The 17,995-nt window shown below is 42.4% G+C and carries 19 protein-coding genes and 1 pseudogene; 12 read left to right on the top strand and 8 right to left on the bottom strand.

The genetic code is table 11. The features are described from left to right. The first annotated feature begins 168 nt into the window (after positions 1-168). From H6F92_RS25395 to H6F92_RS01975, 5 genes are all read left to right on the top strand, one after another. Positions 169-588, top strand: a complete 420-nt coding sequence (locus tag H6F92_RS25395; protein ID WP_199308106.1) for a hypothetical protein — start codon at positions 169-171, stop codon at positions 586-588. 156 nt (positions 589-744) lie between these two features. Next, positions 745-1,029, top strand: coding sequence for a hypothetical protein (locus H6F92_RS01990; RefSeq protein WP_190356602.1), 285 nt, complete (start codon positions 745-747; stop codon positions 1,027-1,029). Positions 1,030-1,187: 158 nt separating this feature from the next. Then, on the top strand, positions 1,188-1,418 hold the full coding sequence (locus tag H6F92_RS01985; protein ID WP_190356601.1) for a hypothetical protein: 231 nt from the start codon (positions 1,188-1,190) through the stop codon (positions 1,416-1,418). A gap of 47 nt (positions 1,419-1,465) precedes the next feature. Further along, the gene (locus tag H6F92_RS01980) at positions 1,466-1,684 is read left to right on the top strand and encodes a ParE family toxin-like protein (RefSeq protein ID WP_409792357.1); all 219 of its coding nucleotides are present in this window, start codon (positions 1,466-1,468) and stop codon (positions 1,682-1,684) included. Between the two features lie 263 nt (positions 1,685-1,947). Further along, complete coding sequence (locus H6F92_RS01975; protein ID WP_190356599.1) at positions 1,948-2,850, top strand: DMT family transporter; 903 nt, start codon at positions 1,948-1,950, stop codon at positions 2,848-2,850. Positions 2,851-2,866: 16 nt separating this feature from the next. On the opposite strand, the gene H6F92_RS26445 is transcribed toward H6F92_RS01975, so the two are convergent. From H6F92_RS26445 to H6F92_RS01955, 4 genes are all read right to left on the bottom strand, one after another. After that, on the bottom strand, positions 2,867-3,682 hold the full coding sequence (locus tag H6F92_RS26445) for a TPM domain-containing protein (RefSeq protein ID WP_190356598.1): 816 nt from the start codon (positions 3,680-3,682) through the stop codon (positions 2,867-2,869). Continuing rightward, entirely contained in the window at positions 3,679-4,941 is a 1,263-nt protein-coding gene (locus tag H6F92_RS01965) for a vWA domain-containing protein (RefSeq protein WP_190356597.1), read from the bottom strand. The genes H6F92_RS26445 and H6F92_RS01965 overlap by 4 nt, the downstream gene beginning before the upstream one ends. 420 nt (positions 4,942-5,361) lie before the next feature. Next, positions 5,362-6,177, bottom strand: a complete 816-nt coding sequence (locus H6F92_RS01960; protein ID WP_190356596.1) for a prohibitin family protein — start codon at positions 6,175-6,177, stop codon at positions 5,362-5,364. A gap of 192 nt (positions 6,178-6,369) precedes the next feature. Next, positions 6,370-7,593 carry a methionine gamma-lyase family protein gene (locus H6F92_RS01955; protein ID WP_190356595.1) on the bottom strand — a complete coding sequence of 408 codons (1,224 nt, stop codon included), beginning with the start codon at positions 7,591-7,593 and terminating at the stop codon, positions 6,370-6,372. 119 nt (positions 7,594-7,712) lie between these two features. On the opposite strand from H6F92_RS01955, the gene H6F92_RS01950 reads away from it, so the two are divergent. From H6F92_RS01950 to H6F92_RS01935, 4 genes are all read left to right on the top strand, one after another. Beyond that, complete coding sequence (locus tag H6F92_RS01950) at positions 7,713-8,546, top strand: acyl-CoA desaturase (protein WP_002755543.1); 834 nt, start codon at positions 7,713-7,715, stop codon at positions 8,544-8,546. 484 nt (positions 8,547-9,030) lie between these two features. Further along, positions 9,031-10,203 (top strand): 1-deoxy-D-xylulose-5-phosphate reductoisomerase, encoded by a 1,173-nt coding sequence (gene dxr / locus H6F92_RS01945; RefSeq protein ID WP_002763350.1) that lies wholly within the window; start codon positions 9,031-9,033, stop codon positions 10,201-10,203. 486 nt (positions 10,204-10,689) lie between these two features. After that, complete coding sequence (gene proA / locus H6F92_RS01940) at positions 10,690-11,985, top strand: glutamate-5-semialdehyde dehydrogenase (RefSeq protein WP_185238049.1); 1,296 nt, start codon at positions 10,690-10,692, stop codon at positions 11,983-11,985. Positions 11,986-12,000: 15 nt separating this feature from the next. Further along, positions 12,001-12,672 (top strand): riboflavin synthase, encoded by a 672-nt coding sequence (locus H6F92_RS01935; protein WP_190356594.1) that lies wholly within the window; start codon positions 12,001-12,003, stop codon positions 12,670-12,672. A 62-nt stretch (positions 12,673-12,734) separates the two neighbouring features. Here the strand turns inward: H6F92_RS01935 and H6F92_RS25620 are convergent, their stop codons facing one another. From H6F92_RS25620 to H6F92_RS01925, 3 genes are all read right to left on the bottom strand, one after another. After that, complete coding sequence (locus H6F92_RS25620) at positions 12,735-13,064, bottom strand: DUF4411 family protein (protein WP_242029966.1); 330 nt, start codon at positions 13,062-13,064, stop codon at positions 12,735-12,737. Positions 13,065-13,132: 68 nt separating this feature from the next. Further along, a complete protein-coding gene (locus tag H6F92_RS25615; RefSeq protein WP_242029965.1) occupies positions 13,133-13,306 on the bottom strand; it encodes a DUF4411 family protein in 174 nt (57 codons plus the stop codon). Next, positions 13,306-14,493: an ImmA/IrrE family metallo-endopeptidase gene (locus H6F92_RS01925; RefSeq protein ID WP_190356593.1), complete on the bottom strand. Its 1,188-nt coding sequence runs from the start codon at positions 14,491-14,493 to the stop codon at positions 13,306-13,308. Before H6F92_RS01925 ends, H6F92_RS25615 begins: the two co-directional genes overlap by 1 nt. A gap of 243 nt (positions 14,494-14,736) precedes the next feature. Here H6F92_RS01925 and ahcY point away from each other — a divergent pair, with 243 nt between their 5' ends. Continuing rightward, positions 14,737-16,014, top strand: a complete 1,278-nt coding sequence (gene ahcY / locus H6F92_RS01920; RefSeq protein WP_190356592.1) for an adenosylhomocysteinase — start codon at positions 14,737-14,739, stop codon at positions 16,012-16,014. Positions 16,015-16,141: 127 nt separating this feature from the next. After that, on the top strand, positions 16,142-16,747 hold the full coding sequence (locus H6F92_RS01915; protein WP_190356591.1) for a DedA family protein: 606 nt from the start codon (positions 16,142-16,144) through the stop codon (positions 16,745-16,747). A gap of 197 nt (positions 16,748-16,944) precedes the next feature. Here the strand turns inward: H6F92_RS01915 and H6F92_RS01910 are convergent, their stop codons facing one another. Continuing rightward, a complete protein-coding gene (locus H6F92_RS01910) occupies positions 16,945-17,169 on the bottom strand; it encodes a hypothetical protein (RefSeq protein WP_002740738.1) in 225 nt (74 codons plus the stop codon). 266 nt (positions 17,170-17,435) lie between these two features. Between H6F92_RS01910 and H6F92_RS01905 the strand changes: the two are divergent. After that, positions 17,436-17,995 (top strand): annotated as a pseudogene (locus H6F92_RS01905) (IS1/IS1595 family N-terminal zinc-binding domain-containing protein); the annotation flags it as partial.

Raw genomic sequence — 17,995 nt, 5'->3', positions numbered from 1 at the left:
TCCGAAAGTCCTTGACTTGTTTCAGTTTTTCTATTAAGCTCAACATATGTTTCAAAAGTTCGCGTTCACTTCTCATTTTACCTGACAGTGATCGCTTTTACTTTTGATATTCTCATGGGAGAATGAAACAGCCCTACCCCGACATCGGGGGGGCAGGTGGGGTGTGGGGTGTGGGGTTTTACCCATTTTCAGGTGGTCAACTACCTAATTTTCAGGGAAAAAGTCCCTAAATTTTCCCCCCAATCACTCCAATTGCTGGCAATTTTTGAGGGAGAAAAAAGTCTAAAAGTCTTATCCAACAAGGTTTTTAGATTTATTCAGCAAACCTTAATTAAGTGGTTATACGAAAATCAAGGGGAAATGCGTTTTAGTTCAGAAAATCGCTTATTCCTTGTACTCATTGACACCAGTGATTTTTCAAGTTCTTGGAAGCTCAAAAGAAACTTGGATATCTTAGCACCTGCAATAAATTCTTTTCTTGATGATTTTGGCTCAAGAAAAGAATCATATTTAACAGTAAATTTTAACTATCCTGGCAAACCACAAACATTCAGTGCATTAGCAGATATAATCTTTGTGGTAAAATAAATTATATCTTCCTAAAAACTACTAACAGCCGTCTAACAACCCCAATGCAGCGGACGATGAGAGTAAACTAGCGAGGAGACTAAGCTTATCTGTCGCCGCTGATTGGGAACGTTATGCAGCAAGGTGATCGGTGAGGTATTAAGGAGGAATGTGAGTATGCGCTCACTGAAAAAACTATTGAGTTGGGCTGAAAACAACAAGAAAACCGCGACAATGATGAACGCTTTACCTGTTGCAACTGCATGGGAACATTTTGCAGATCAAATTAGATATGAGATTGATAATATGAGTCAAGATGAAGATGAGGATAAAGTATTAAAAAGACTATTAAGATGGGCTGAAGAAAACAAAAAGCTCGCCAATTCCAATTCATCCCCTTATACCCTTGCTATTTCTGGGGCTTGGGGACAAGCAGTATCTGCAATTAGAGATGAACTTTAAAGATTTCTTAACTCGTCAATAAATTCGATGGATTATTGGCGACTTCAAAGATTGAATACTGATGCGCTATCCCTGAATAACAGATGTCCTGAGTCTGACGAAAGTTTTCTGAACATCGGTTAAAATAGAGAAATTGTAGTGTTTATTGCGATGAACCCATGACCAAACTGCTTCAACAGGCAATTGCCCAAATCCAGCAACTCCCACCCGAACAACAAGATGCGATCGCGGCTCGATTTTTGGCGGATTTAGAAGATGAGCAAAAATGGGAAACTCGTTTCGCCGCCACAACAGAAGAGCAATGGGATCAGATGGCTGCAATGGTACGTCAGGAAATAGCCAAAGGTGAAACCATGCCACTTGAGCAAGTTTTTCCAACACAAAAATGAAATCAAGTGTTACAAAGTCATTTCGTAAGCAGCTAAGTGATCTTCCTGTGTCGGTTCAGGAACAAGCCGATAAAGCCTACTCTCTTTGGCAGCAAGCTCCTTCCCATCCGAGTCTTCAGTTCAAACGAGTAAGCCAAAAACAACCGATTTATTCTGCTCGCGTCAGCATCAACTATCGTGTTTTGGGTTTGCTAGAATCCGATCATATTTACTGGTACTGGATTGGGGCACACGACGAGTACGATGAATTGCTGAAGCGGATGTAGTTTGAGGTGATTGGTAGTGACTCTGCATAACCAGGGCTTGCAGCGGGTGGGTACAGCACTCTGAATAGTGACTCGAAAACTCTTGCCATCGCTGAAGCCCAAGCCGTTATCTTGACAAGAGGGAAGAAGGATTTTATCAATTCCAACCATAACAATTGATGATAGATATATAGTGCTTTTGACGTTACTAAGGTATCGACAAGTTTTGCCAACAAGGGGCTTAAGCCCCTTGCCCATGCCTCATCCTAATAAAAACTGCTATAATGCTCAACGGATTTAGTCTCGGTGAAAATTTAACGGGAGAGATAGCGGCTTTGAGTGCGGCGGCACTTTGGGCGGTTTCTGCGGCGATTTATAGTCTATTAGGCCAGAAAATCCCGCCTTTATTGCTTAATTTTCTGAAAGGATTAGTCGCGATCGCTTTAATTGCCCTGACGCTGCCCCTTTCCGGACAATGGCGCGATACTAATCAACAAAGTTTGGTATTTATACTCTTGACAAGTGGCGCAATTGGTATAGGAATCGGTGACACGGCCTATTTTACCGCCCTTAATTATTTAGGACCGCGAAAAACCCTCCTCTTAGAAACCCTTTCGCCTCCCTTGGGGGCAATTCTAGCGGCGACTTTTTTGGGGGAATCCCTGAAAATATCGGCTTATATTGGCATTATTTTGACCATCTTCGGGGTTGCTTGGGTTATTTCCGAAAAAACTCCCGAAATCAATAGTCAACGCCCTTGGCGGCGAGGAATTGTCTGGGCTTTAATTGCGGCGATTTCCCAAGCGGTGGGAGCGGTTTTATCTCGTCAGGCACTGGTAGAGTCGGGAATGTCTTCTTTGCAGAGTACCTTTTTTCGTCTGTTAGCGGGGACGGGAATAGTGTTAATTCTGATGTTTTTTCGCCGTCAGGAATCATCACCAGCGATTAACTGGTCATTGCGTCTGATTGCTATTATTATTGTCACCGCTTTCGGCAGTACGTTTTTAGGGATATGGTTACAGCAAACTGCTTTAAAATTCTCTCCTGTGGGTATTGCCCAAACTCTCACCGCTACCAGTCCTTTATTTGTCCTGCCGATCGCTGCCATGATGGGGGATCGGATTAACTTGCGGGCGATTTTCGGGGTGATGATTGCTTTGCTAGGAATTGGGATTTTGTTTCAGTGATTTGATAGCTTTATCTCTACCAGTCACCGCCGCCGCCGCCACCACCGCTACTGCCGCCGCCGAAACCACCACCATCATAACCACCACCACCATAACCACCACCATCATAACCGCAACAGTCGCTATTCCCGTTGCTGCCACCACCGCGTCCACCTCGACCATTGCCACCAACGGCACAACGAAAACAAACAAAATCTAGAATTAACATCAAGGGAAAAGACACTCCCACCACCAGGATAGCCAAAACAAGATGAAGAATGGACATTGCGATTTGAGGCCTAAATTCAGTTTGTCGCAACCCATAAGCACTACGGAGAAACCCGCTTACAACTGTTACACCTGCTCGAATACCCTCTTCGTAGTTTCCCGTTCCGAAGCTGGGAATCATGTAGGTGTAGATAATATCCTTGACCTTAGCATCGGGTAAAAATCTTTGGACTCCATAACCGGTCTCGATTTCTATCCGTCTATCCTTGAGGGAAACGAGGATTAAAACCCCGTTATCTAGGGATTTTTTGCCGATTTTCCAACGATTAAATAGGGCTGTGGCGTAGGCTTTGGGGGTAGGATAGGGTAAGGTATCGGGGACGGTGACAACAGCAATTTCGGCGCCGGTTTCTGCCTCTAATTTGGCTATATCACCGGAAATTTGCGTAACAGCCGCCCGACTTAAAAGATTAGCTCGATCGCTCACCCATAATCCCCCTTGCGGATTTAGTGTCGGTATTTGTTCGATGGGAATAGCGTTGACTAAGGGGGGCAAAATAACAGGGGGAAGAGCGAACATTGTCACCAGAAAAATTCCTAGGGGCAAGGGGCGAATTTTAATCATTTTCCTGCTTCTCCGTCGGTTTGTAGTCTTGTTTTAGCAATAATGCGGGTTTTCTTTAAATCGCCCTCGCTCAATTCTTCTCCCACCTGTAAACGGGTGGCATTAGTTTGGAGGACAGTGGCGGCGTTTTTTTCTCCCAATTGTAGAGCGGTTTTGGCTGCGGTTTGTAGCATGGTGGCGGCGGCTGCTCGATCGCCCTGTTTTAATTTTTCTTCGGCGATTTGGGTTTGACGATATTTGGCTAAAGTCAGAATTGATTTCTGAACTTGCTCGTCTAATTGGGATTGATAGAGAGCTTGGGAGGTGATATCAAGGCTAAAAGTCGCAGTTTCTAGTCCTTTTTGACCGGAAGCGGGATCATCGTAGCGAATCTTCACTTTAGCTATGGTGTGAGTACCGGGGGGAATTTGGTCAATATAGAGATTGAGGAGGAGAATTTTTTCTTCATCTATCATTAAATCACCCAAACGGGTGATGTAAAAATTGCCCTCTTTTTGTAGGCTCATTTCTATGGTTTCCGGGGCAACTTGGGCAATGGGTTTTAAGTCGGCTAAATGAGTCCGAGCATCTAATTCTAATTGCAGGAAAGCGTTAGTTAACCGCACAGATTGCAGACGGTTAAATAGACGGGTAAATTCAATTAAAGCCTGTTCGGGTCTTTCGATATAGGATAAACTTCCGCCGGCGATATCGGCAATTTTTTCTAGGATATCTTGATTCCAACGATCGCCAAAACCGAAGGTATTTAAGGTGATACCGTACTCAGCCGCTACTGCGGCTAATTTTAAACAGCGTTGATTATCTCCGTGTTCATTTTCACCATCGGTAAGCAGAAAAATATGAGATACATAACCTTTGCTGCCGCTGGAACTTTCTTGGATACCTAATTTTATCCCTTCATCGATCGCCGTGCCTCCTCCCGCTCGTAATTGTTGAATTTTTGAGCGAATTAAGGTCAGATCATCCTGTCGCGATTGGGAGGGAAGAATAACTTTGGCGCGATGATCGAAAGCTATCACCGAGAGACGATCGTTAACACCGAGGGATTCTATTAAACTGAAGGCCGCTTTTTTGACCGTTTCTAGGGGTTTTCCCTGCATAGAACCGCTATGATCGAGAACTAAACAAAGATTAATTGGTAAATTTGTGTCAATCTGTTCACTGGTGGCGGCGATCGAGAGCATCAGTTGACGTTGACTGCTGGTTTGATTAGCATCGATATTACTGTCACTCAAGGCCGATTTTAGAGTTACCCGCATAAGAGTTTTTAATCGTGGTCGTTGATATTTATATTGTAATGAGTATAGTTAGATTTGTGCTTATTTTCCCGTCTGGCATCGAGTTAGACAAGTTCGAGCATTGGGTGCATCTCATTTTTGTCAATCTACGATGCACACCTGCGGTTGTTCATATATTGGTAAGTACCTAAGCAAAATTAATTATACATTTCGATAAAGCTTTTGCCTCTTGCCTCTTGCCTCTTGCCTATCTTCACTAGGAAATTTATTTTGCATGACTACTTAATAATTTAAGAGTCACTGATAATTCCCGATTGTCGATATTTCTACAAAGTTAAGATGCGGCCCCAGCAGTTCTTGTGGGAAATTTTACCGTAGCCGGTCGGACTTATTCTTTCGTGGAAGTCATGGCAAAATCTCTTGAATGCGAACTAAAGCTATTTACTTTTTTTGAGATGATAATAAATTGGAATCGATGTTGATCAGGGGAAGGGAGCCTGAACCAGTCATGACGACAGGAAAACGTCCATCCCACTTTTCGATTGCTCGTTGTTGTAAAATTTCTGCTGTTAGGTTTTGGCGCAATAGTTTTTGAGCTTCTGCCTGTCCCTTCGCGCGGTTGATTTCCGCTTTCGCTTCCTGTGCTGCTTGTTGTGCGCGAAAAGCAGCTTCTTGTGCCTTTTGTTCCGCTACTTGTTTGGCTTCAATCGCCGCGTTAAACTCTTCAGAAAAACCAAAATTAACGAGAGATACATCATTGATAATTATCCCATAACGTCTCAGTCTTTCGGCGAGGGAAGTGTCAATTTCACGTTTGAGTTCTCCTCGCTCTTGCAAGATATTTTGTACGGGACGTTGTGCTGTTGCCGCTTTGACAATTTCCGATACTGCTGGATTTATAATACCGGAGACAATCACATTGATATCCCCAACTTGTTGATAAATCTGATTAACTTTGTTGGGGTCGATGTGCCAGTTAACGATAATAGTTGTTTCCACATCTTGCAAATCTTTGGAAGATCCTTTTGCTTTTACTTCCGTTGTTTGTACTCGAACGTTGAGGGTCTTGATCTTGGTGACAATCGGTATAACGGGATGAATTCCTTCATCGAGGATTTGTTTTTGCACTTTGCCAAAGTACATGACAATGCCGCGTTCGCCAGTATCAATAATAACAAAAGGGCGCAGTATGGTAGTAATGGCTAATATTAAAATTCCCCCGGCTATGAATGGTATTATATTGCGATTGTAATTCATGACAACTCCTTGGATATTTGATCGGTTTTATCGTAGCACTGTTATTATAATCCTGTTTAAAAAGTATGGGAAAGTGGGGAGTGGGCAGAAACAATCCATAACTGAGTTTTTAAAGTTCGATTGGGAGTTAATAATACTATTAAAGGTATGAGGACTTTAACTAGAGGAGAGAAGGAAGGTGAGAGGAACGATTCAAGATAAAGCTGCGATCGCTTGTTCTAAAGCTAGGGAAATATGGGTCCAATGGGTTCCCCCCTGACAAAAAACGATATAGGGTTCCCGGAGGGGTCCATCGGCGGAGAATTCCGAGGTGCTACCATCGATAAACGTGCCACCAGCCATCACTACTTGGCTCTCATAGCCCGGCATTTGGGCAGGAATGGGATCCAAGTAGGAACCGATGGGAGAATAGGCTTGAATGGCTTTACAGAAGGCAATCAGCTTATCGGGGGAACCGAGTTTAATCGCTTGAATAATATCGCGTCGAGGCACAAAAGGAGCGGGATTGACCGGATAACCCAACTTATCGCCCACATAGGCGATTAAATGACTGCCTTTCATCGCTTCTCCCACCATTTGCGGCGCTAGAAACAATCCCTGATAGAGAAGACGATTTTGGTCAAAAGTTGCCCCTCCCTCGCTACCGATTCCCGGTGCTGTCAGACGATAGCAGGCCATTTCCACTAATTCCGCTTTACCTGCTATGTATCCCCCGGCCGTGACGATTGTACCTCCGGGGTTTTTAATTAGAGAACCGGCCATTAGATCTGCCCCCACGTGGGTGGGTTCTTGGGTGCTGATAAATTCTCCATAGCAATTATCGACAAAACAGACTGTATTCGGGTTTTGTTGTTTAACTATACGGACAATTCTCTCGATTTCGTCAATAGACAAACTTGAGCGCCAGGAATAACCGCAAGACCTTTGAATATGTACTAAACGGGTTTGGGGTTTAACTGCTGTTTCTAGAGCTAACCAATCGATCGCACCAGTAGAATCTAGCTCTAATTGCCGATAACTAACGCCAAAATCCTTTAAAGAGCCTTGACCACTGCCCCTAATCCCGATTACTTCCTCTAGGGTATCGTAGGGCGCACCGGCTACCGCTAACATCTCATCCCCCGGTCGAAGAACCCCATACAAGGCACAGGCGATCGCATGGGTTCCTGAAACAAATTGTACTCGCACCGCTGCCTTTTCGGCCCCCAGGGCTTGGGCGAACACTTGATCTAAAGTATCCCGTCCCAAGTCATCATGACCATAACCACTAACACTGGCGAAATGATGCACCCCGACGCGGTTTTCACGGAAAGCAGCGAGGACTTGACGGAGATTTTCCTTGACCTGTGCGTCAATTTCCGAAAAAATGGGCAGTAAGGCCTTTTCTGCCCTGTGGAGTAGAGAGGAGATATCCATCAAACAATAGACTGTGATATTTGTTACTATTTATTAAGCGTCAAAGTTCCCCCTGTGTCAAATCGAGACGGATAAGACAATGATGCTCTGTCTCCTGTTGTTTCCCTTTGGGTTATTCAATGACTGTTGCGACTTCCGAAAAACTTCCCATCGACTGGGTGACTCTCATCTACATGGCTTTTATCCACTTAGTGGCTCTTTTAGCCTTCTTGCCTGGCAATTTTAGCTGGGGTGCTGTGGGAGTGACATTAATTCTCTATTGGATTACTGGGGGTTTAGGAATTACCCTCGGTTTCCATCGTTTGGTCTCCCATCGGAGTTTTAAGACTCCCAAATGGTTAGAATACTTTCTGGTTTTGTGCGGAACCCTCGCTTGTCAGGGGGGTGCGATCGCATGGATAGGTTTACATCGTCTTCATCATAAATATTCTGATACTGCTCCCGATCCCCACGATTCTAATAAAGGTTTCTGGTGGAGTCACATGGGTTGGATGTTGCACGAAATTCCTGCTGATGAAGAAATTGCCCGTTTTACCCAGGATATCGCTGACGATCCTTTCTATAAATTCTGTCAAAATTATTTTGTTCCTATCCAAATTGTTTTAGGCTTAATTCTCTATGCTATGGGTGGTTGGCCGTTTGTAATTTGGGGAATTTTTGTTCGCTTGGTCTTAGTTTTCCACTCCACTTGGTTTGTCAACAGCGCCACCCACAAATTTGGTTATGTTAGCCATGAATCCCACGATAATTCTAAAAATTGTTGGTGGGTTGCTCTCCTAACTTTTGGTGAAGGTTGGCACAATAATCACCATGCCTATCAGTATTCTGCCCGTCATGGCCTACAATGGTGGGAAGTTGACCTGACTTGGATGACCATTCGTCTGCTGCAAATTCTGGGATTAGCTACTAATATTAAGTTACCCCCCAGCACGGCAACGGCGACAGAAAGTTAGTTTTATCCAGTTGTTAAATTAAATCTAGCCGAACTTATGTTTAAGTTCGGTTATTTTTTCTGCGACTTAACCCAAATCTGACGGCTTTTCCCACAGCACAACTGAGGAATATAGGTAATGCCAATCCTCCCCCAAAAAACGAAATCATTGATAGGATAAACTTGATTATTTCCCCCTCTGTCGAACATTGACTGGGGAAAGCACAACTCATCCCAAGAGCGAAGGATAACCAACCAAAAACGTAAACACACAGGGGAAATAAGAGGCAAAAAACCAGACCCCCCGCTAGACAGCCTAATCCATTAGCCTTTCTATTCGATTTCTTCTCTGTCACCATCTCTATCGCTAACTTTTTCTAAGCCTTAGCATAAAAAGGTCAAACTATCAACTTTTTTAACAAATGTTTAATATTTACGCTGATGTGCCGGAAAGACCCCGGAGAACGTATATTTAAAGCTAATCCCCAAATTATATTAAGTTTCTAATGAAAAAAATCTCGATTTTAGGCTCTACAGGCTCGATCGGCACTCAAACTCTCGATATTGTCACCGATCATCCCGATAAGTTTCAAGTGGTAGGATTAGCCACGGGTAATAATATTCAACTACTATCGGAGCAAATTCGGCAATTTCGCCCGCAAATCGTGGCGATTAATAACGAAAGTCAACTAGAAGACCTAAAAAGCCTAATTTCCGACCTTGACTATACCCCGATTATCCTAGCAGGAAAGGAAGGAGTAATCGAAGTGGCCCGTTATGGCGATTCCGAAAGCGTCGTCACGGGAATTGTCGGTTGTGCGGGATTGCTGCCGACGATTGCCGCTATTACTGCTGGTAAAGATATTGCCCTCGCTAATAAAGAAACCCTGATTGCTGGCGGTCCAGTGGTGCTGCCTTTAGTGGAAAAACACCGAGTTAAATTATTACCTGCTGACTCGGAACATTCAGCTATTTTTCAATGTTTACAGGGAGTTCCCACTGGGGGATTAAAAAAGATTATTCTCACTGCTTCTGGGGGTGCTTTTCGCGATTTACCCGTGGAAAAATTGCCGCAAGTAACCGTAGCTGATGCCCTCAAACATCCCAACTGGTCTATGGGCAGAAAAATCACCATCGATTCGGCTACTTTAATGAATAAAGGTCTAGAAGTTATCGAAGCTCATTATTTATTTGGTGTCGATTATAATGCGATCGATATTGTTATTCATCCTCAAAGTATTATTCACTCTTTAATTGAGTTACAGGATACATCGGTTTTAGCTCAATTAGGCTGGCCAGATATGCGTTTACCCCTGTTATATGCCTTGTCTTGGCCCGAAAGAATTTATACCGATTGGGAACCTTTGAATTTAGTTAAAGCTGGTAGTTTAACCTTCAAAGAACCCGATCATCAAAAATATCCCTGTATGGGATTAGCCTACGCAGCCGGCCGCGCAGGTGGGGCAATGCCAGCAGTATTAAACGCGGCTAATGAACAAGCGGTAGCGTTATTTTTAGAAGAAAAGATTAGCTTCTTAGATATTCCCCGGGTGATCGAAAAAGTTTGCGATCGCTTTGCAATTCATAACACTTCTACCCCTAGCCTAGATGACATTTTAGCCGCCGATAATTGGGCGCGTCAAGAGGTATCTAACTGTCTGATTGCCAATCCGGTCTAGATAGTCTAGATTCTGTAGGGATGTTAACTATAATGTCTCTACAGATATAGGATAGAAAAATCACTAATTTCGGCTATTTTTTCTAGTTAACTAGATTTATGATGATCATGACAAGGGTTGATAAGTAGCTGGTTATAATTAAATTAAAAATGGATTTTAGGTTCGATCCCCCCTGCCCCCCTTGATAAGGGGGGTGCCGATAGGCGGGGGGATCTGATAACTTTTAACGCCTACCTACTTAACCTTCAATAAACCTCTTGACTAATTAATTTTTGAGGGTTCAAAAACGGCAAAAATAAGGATTAAATTGCCTAAAATCCGTAAATAGACCATTTAATTGATTATTATTCATTCTTAATTCTCCTGACTACTGACTCCTAACCCTAACAACAATTTTTGATTTTTACAATGAGGTGTAATGACCCTGAAACTTGATCAAAAATAAGATAAAATAAACAAGATAGCGGTTATTACTTTTAATTTTCTATGGTTACAACTTCTCTATCCCTCCCCGAAATCGCCAGAGAAACCCGTCAAGCGAGTCGTCAACTGGCTATCCTGACTAACGAAGAAAGGAATGAAGCTTTAGAGGCTATTGCTGAGGCTTTGACTGCCAATGCTGATAAGATACTAGAAGCGAATATCGCCGATGTTCAAACAGCTAAGGCGATGGAATTATCCCCAGCTTTATGTGCGCGATTAGAGTTAAGTCCTGGCAAATTAAAAGCCGCTATTGCTGGGGTGCGAGATGTGGCTAAATTAGCAGATCCTTTAGCTACAATGCAAATTAACCGGGAATTAGATCAAGGTTTAATTCTGCGGAGAATAACCTGTCCTTTAGGGGTTTTAGGGGTTATTTTTGAAGCTCGTCCCGATGCTTTAATTCAAATTACCAGTTTAGCGATAAAATCTGGTAATGGCGTTATTTTAAAAGGGGGGAAAGAGGCGCTCCGTTCTTGTCAAGCTTTAGTAACAATTATTCATCAGGCATTGAGTGAAACTAAAGTTAATTCAGCGGCGGTGCAATTGTTAACAACAAGAGAAGAAATTAAGGAACTCTTAAAACTTGATCAATACATCGATTTAATTATTCCTAGAGGTTCTAACGAATTTGTTCGTTATATCCAAAATAATACCCGCATTCCTGTCCTCGGCCATGCCGATGGTATCTGTCATCTCTACATCGACAAAGAAGCCGATTTAAGCAAAGCAATTAGAATTACCGTTGATGGTAAAACCCAATATCCTGCCGCTTGTAATACCATTGAAACTTTATTGGTTCATCAAGACATCGCTAGACAATTTTTACCCGCAGTGGCCCAGGCATTAGAGGAAAAAAAGGTTAAATTATTGGGAGATGAAGCAACTCGTCAGATTATTAACGTACCATCGGCCACAGAAGAAGACTGGCAAACCGAATATAGTGATTTAATCCTGTCAATTAAAATTGTTGATAGTCTAGAATCGGCAATCGAACATATTAATTATTACGGTTCTCGACACACGGAAGCCATTGTCAGCGAAAATTTTAACACGGCCAAAACCTTTAGCGATCGAGTCGATGCCGCCGGAGTTTTTCATAATTGTTCCACCCGATTTGCCGATGGTTTCCGTTACGGTTTTGGGGCCGAAGTGGGTATCAGTACCCAAAAAATGCCCCCCCGGGGTCCTGTGGGATTAGAGGGATTAGTGACCTACAAATACCAATTAGTGGGAGATGGTCATATTGTCGCCGATTATTCCGGGGAAAATGCCCAATCTTTCACTCATAAGGATTTATAGTCGAGAAAAAAGCCGATGTTTACAGGATTAATTCAAGCCTTGGCAACGATTCGGGTCGTGGATACCGATAGACTTTATTTGTCTGTATCCTCTGATACAATTCTCCAAGATTTAATGATTGGTGATAGTGTGGCTGTGGATGGGGTTTGTTTGACAGTTGAGGAAATTCTCCCAGAGGGTTTTCTGGCCACCGCTTCCCCGGAAACCCTACAGCGCACTACTTTGGGACGAAGAATTCACACAGAAACCAACGTTAATCTAGAAACCTCTTTGCGGGTGGGTAGTAAAATCGGCGGTCATTTTGTCACCGGTCATGTGGACGGAATTGGCTGTTTAGTCGAATCGATAATCGTGGCTAATTCGTGGGAAATGACCTTTGCTGCCCCTAGTTCCCTAGAAGAGCAGTGGAATAACTACATAGCTCGTTATATCGTCGGTAAGGGCAGTATAGCTGTTAATGGCATTAGTTTAACCGTGGCCGATTGTGATGCCTACGGCAGCTGGTTTCAAGTGGCTGTCATCCCCCACACCTACGCCGAAACCAATCTTTCCCATTTAAAATTAGGCGATTGGGTGAATCTAGAAGGGGATATTTTAGGCAAATATGTGGAAAAATTGCTAGGAATGCGCTCTTATCACCCTCCTAGCGAGATTAGCCTAGAATTTCTGGCTGAACATGGTTATTAGTTTTCCAGAAAAAGCCTTTTCAACATATAAATTTATTGGCAATTTATCGATTAATTTTAGTTTTAAAATTGCCAACCTTCTCGCTCCATTAAACCCTGAACATTGGTACAATCGATAGAAAAGTGTTGACAGACTGTGGGGATTTTGGGAGCATTAGGCTTTAAGGCTTCTTCGGTAATTACGCAACCGTCTTTTATCTTGGCACAGGCAATAATAAATGGGTCTGCCACTGGTTTTCCTTGTAATCTTGCTTTTTGACTCACTAAATCCTTAAAGTTTCTTATAGAAAAAATTTCAGGAATAAATAAAGTTTCCTGAGCAGTGGGTGGTAAAAATATTTGTTTATTGGAGTCTATCCAATCTATAGCGTTTTTCAGTCTGCTGAGGTACAAAAGTTATGGGTTTTAGGCAAAAGTCAAAAGGGAAGAAAAATATGTGTACCTCACTAGCTTAGGAAACGCTATAAAACAAATTGTTGATTATTGCCATATTTTACTTCTTTAAGCACTTCGCGTACTGATTGTAGTTTACCTTCTGACACAAGCAAATCAATTTTTTGCCAAACGGTGGGAAAACTTTTGGGAAAATAGTTTCCTAAAACCTTAAAACTACTTTTGTCAAAAATGTAAACCATCAAAACAGTCCTTTCTTTAATAAATATTTTTCAAGTTCTTCCACCGTAGCAACTTTTTTAATGTTTAGATAATCAGCAACGCGCTCAATATCGTATTGGCCTTGATAGTATTTATTGAACACAAGTTTTAGGTAATTTTCTCCCAAATAGGTCGCCTGATTAGCATAGTAATCACCTCCAGATTTTTTATTTTTGTCCTGACTTTTTCCCACCTGCTCACTGTACCACTCCCTTACTTTAAGAGTATATTCTTTCTGAGAAATAAAGTTATTATCTAATAGTTTTCGTAAAACTACTTCTCGACTAACCTTATAATCACTGGAAATTTTCGAGATAATTTTATCGTTAACGTTAACGTTAACTACTGTTTCTCTGATTATCTCAGAAAAAACATGATTAGGAAGCAGAAACTCCGCAGCAAATTTATTACAAAATATCTCGATATATTTATTTTCTCCTTGCAAACTATTAATATATCTATCGTCAGACTTAGTAATTCCATTAGTCTGCAAAAGAATATGTGCTAATTCATGAAAAATGGTAAATATTTGTCTAGATTTTTCAGTGCTATTATTAAGATAGATGATCGGAAATTCAATATCTATCAAGCAAAATCCCGAAATTTCTCGCTGCTTAAAAGAACGCTTAAAAATAAAAATACCAGCTTCTTCCACGGCACTACGCCATTTTTTTAAGGCAGTTTCCTGATCATTCCAGGTCAGTTGTTCTTCTAGAGTAACGTTTAAATAATTTCTGATCTGTTCGGCTAATATCCTTAAATCATCCCTAGAGCTAACCGAAATATCCTGAAAGATTTTCTTGGTACTAGGATTAATACCATTATTAATTTCCTGTAGCGACAATTGCATCGCTTTTGCTTGTCGTAAAGCATAGATAGTATCGGCGGCCAGGTTTTCGATTTCAAAGTCTGGCAAAGTTCTAAATTCTTGTTTTTCCTCCGCTTCTAGGGGAGGTTCTGGGAAAAAGAATAAAGCGAGAGGACGTTTATATATTTCTGCTAACTTTTCCAATTGACTATAGGCAGGAAAGTCCTCTCCTGACTCCCATTTCTCGATAACAGAAACATCTTTTTTAAACTTGAGTGCCACAGACTCAAGAGAATATCTCGCCCTTTCTCTTGCCCATTGGATTATCTTGGGATTAACGCCTGTCAGTTTCTCGCCCATTAGTCGATCTTATCATCACGAGATAGAGATTTCTAGCTTGATTTAGATCATACAGTAGTTTTATTGTACTATATAATTACCCAAAATAGAGACAATGTACCGAGTTCTGGATAGGTCAGTGAGGGATTGATAACTTTTTCCTATATAAAAAACCGGTGAAAAGCTTGACATTAGCCAAAATCCCCAGACAATGTTAAGTTAAATTAACCAATAGCCGAGGCTTGTATTTAAGGAAAACCCCTTATGGTAGCAACACCAGTTCAACAGAAATACGACATCAAAGATATTAGTTTAGCCCCCATCGGCAAACAGCGCATCGAATGGGCCGGTCGGGAAATGCCCGTTTTGCGTCAATTAGCCGAACGTTACGCCATCGAAAAACCCTTTGCTGGACTGCGTTTAGTCGCTTGCTGTCACGTTACCACCGAAACCGCTAATTTGGCGATCGCACTAAAAGCCGGTGGCGCTGATGCGTTACTAATTGCCAGTAATCCCCTTTCCACCCAAGATGATGTGGCCGCTTGTTTGGTCGCTGATTACGGCATCCCCGTTTATGCAATCAAAGGGGAAGATAACGACACCTATCACCGTCACGTTCAAATCGCCCTCGATCACAAACCCCAGATTATCATCGATGATGGTTGTGATGTAGTGGCCACCCTAGTTAAAGAAAGAAGTCACCAATTACCCGACATTATCGGTACTACCGAAGAAACTACCACCGGTATCGTCCGTTTGCAAGCCATGCTCAAAGCCGGGGTGTTATCCTTCCCCGCAATGAACGTTAACGACGCAGAAACCAAGCATTTCTTTGATAATCGCTACGGTACAGGTCAATCTACCCTTGATGGTATCATTCGCGCCACCAATATCCTTCTTGCCGGTAAAACCGTGGTTGTGGCTGGTTATGGTTGGTGTGGTAAAGGTGTCGCTATGCGGGCCAAAGGTTTAGGCGCTAATCTAATTGTCACCGAAATCAACGCCGTGCGCGCCATTGAAGCGGCGATGGACGGTTTCCGGGTTATGCCCATGGATGAAGCCGCCAAAGAAGGCGATATCTTTATCACTGTCACTGGTAACAAGCACGTTATCCGGGCCGAACATTTTGACCAGATGAAAGATGGAGCGATTGTTTCCAACTCCGGTCACTTTGATATTGAAATCGACCTGCAAGCTTTAGGCGCAAAAGCCGATAATGTTAAGGAAGTTCGCAACTTTACCCAACAATATAGACTAAAAAGCGGTAAATCCGTCGTTGTTATCGGTGAAGGTCGCCTAGTTAACCTGGCAGCCGCCGAAGGTCATCCTAGCGCCGTTATGGATATGAGTTTCGCTAACCAGGCGATCGGTGTAGAATACTTGGTTAAAAATAAAGGTAAATTGGCCCCCGGCATCTACTCAATTCCCTACGAATTAGACCAAGAAATCGCCCGCTTGAAACTGCAAGCCATGGGGATTGAAATCGATACCCTCACCGAAGCCCAATTAGAATACATCAACTCCTGGACTTCTGGAACCTAATATCAGTTATCAGTTATCAGTTATCAGGAGTCAGGAGTCAGGAGTCAGGAGATTGCTTTTATTTATTCTTGTCACTCCCCAACTCCCTTTTTTTACTTTTAAACTGTTTTCTAAATCCTAAAAAATTATGACTGAATGGATTACAAATACAATGACTTCTATGGGCTATTTAGGCATAGCTCTATTAATGTTTTTAGAGAATCTTTTTCCTCCTATTCCCTCGGAATTAATTATGCCCCTAGCGGGTTTTACCGTCCATGAGGGACAAATGCAATTTATTCCGGCAGTGGTAGCGGGGATTGCCGGAACCGTAGTCGGAGCGCTACCTTGGTATTATCTCGGTCGGGTTGTGGATGAGGAAAAAATCGAAAAACTAGCCGATAAATACGGCAAATGGATTACCGTTTCCGCTAAAGATATTCAAAAAGCTAATCAATGGTTTAACCGTCACGGTAGTAAAGCGGTTTTACTCTGTCGTTTGGTCCCCGGAGTGCGAACTTTGATTTCCCTACCCGCCGGGATGAATCACATGGCGATGATTCCCTTTTTAGTTTACTCCACCATCGGCACGACCCTCTGGGTCGTTTTTTTAACGGCAGCAGGTTACTTTTTAGGGAAGAATTACCCCCTTGTGGAAGAATATCTGGCTCCCGTCTCAAAAATCGCCCTACTTGTCCTGGTTATCTGGTTTATCCTCTGGATTATCCGCAAACGTAACCGCCGGTATGAGTAGGTGTTGATGATAGGTGGTGCGTTACGACGGATTGTCACCTTCCAGTCACAGCGGCAATTTTTGCCGTCTAACGCGCCCTACTGGATTGTTTCAGCTAATTTGGTGTATTAGAAAAATGCTATAAATTCTATAATCTAAGACTTTAAGCCGAAATCTATTGCCCTATTTTAGCTGAAACAGTCCACTACGTTTTACTACTAATCACGCCGGCTACTCAAGAGGGCCGTGATCAGCAAATAGGCCAGCGTCACCCCGATACTGATTTGGAAGGAATAGGGAGCGGCGCGGTATCGATACCAACTAGAAAAAGATTCAAGAATTCTCAGGGTGAACAACACCACCCAATTCAAGGAAAGCATTAGGAGGTAAAAAAACGCCCCGACTCCCAACGACTGCACAAACCGATTTTTTAATAAATCCATAGCCCTAACCAAGTTAACTATAACTCTTGCAAATTAATTATATGTTATAATCATGGGTTAACTAATTTTCCCAAAAAAATTAGCATTACTTTTCTCCATCAATACTAAACACAAGCACGATACTGAAAATGATAGGAATTAGACCTCGACGGTAATGATTCGGTAGTAGTGCCGTAGCCCTCTTGCTTACCTGGTATGAATTGTGTAAAATATTTATTAATAAAAATAATTGGAACCCGCTCAGTCTTTAAACCTCTAGCTTGATTATGACTTTTCTGATAAATATCTTTTTCTGGCTCCTGTCTGGCTTACTCAAATATCAGTCTAGCACCGAACAAAGTACCCCCCCTAGTTCACCTCTATTCCCCTGTCCTAATTGTGGTTCTCACCATAGGATCAAGAATGGTTCTATTCATAATGGAAAACCCAAACGTCAAGGTAAAGAATGTGGTCGTCAGTTTGTGATCAATCCCACTAATAAAACCGTCTCTGACGAAACCAAACAATTAATTGACAAACTCTTACTCGAACGAATTTCCTGACGAGGAATTGCCAGAGTAACAGGGGTAAGTTGGTCATGGTTACAAAACTATGTCAACAATAAACTGGCGGCTGTCCCCCGTCAAATAAAGGTTTCGGACAAACCAAAAGGTAAATTGGTTATAGAATGTGATGAGATGTGGTCTTTGGTTTTTTCTAAGACGATAAAGGTCTATATTTGGTTAGCTATCGATAGAACTACCCGAGAAATAATTGGTGGTTATTTAGGAGATAGAAGCCGTGAATCAGCTAAAAAGCTCTGGAAAAGTCTTCCAGGAGTTGATCG

This window comes from Microcystis wesenbergii FACHB-1317 (assembly GCF_014696875.1).
GTDB classification, from domain to species: domain Bacteria; phylum Cyanobacteriota; class Cyanobacteriia; order Cyanobacteriales; family Microcystaceae; genus Microcystis; species Microcystis wesenbergii_A.
This window is presented reverse-complemented; position numbering and strand designations above follow the sequence as displayed.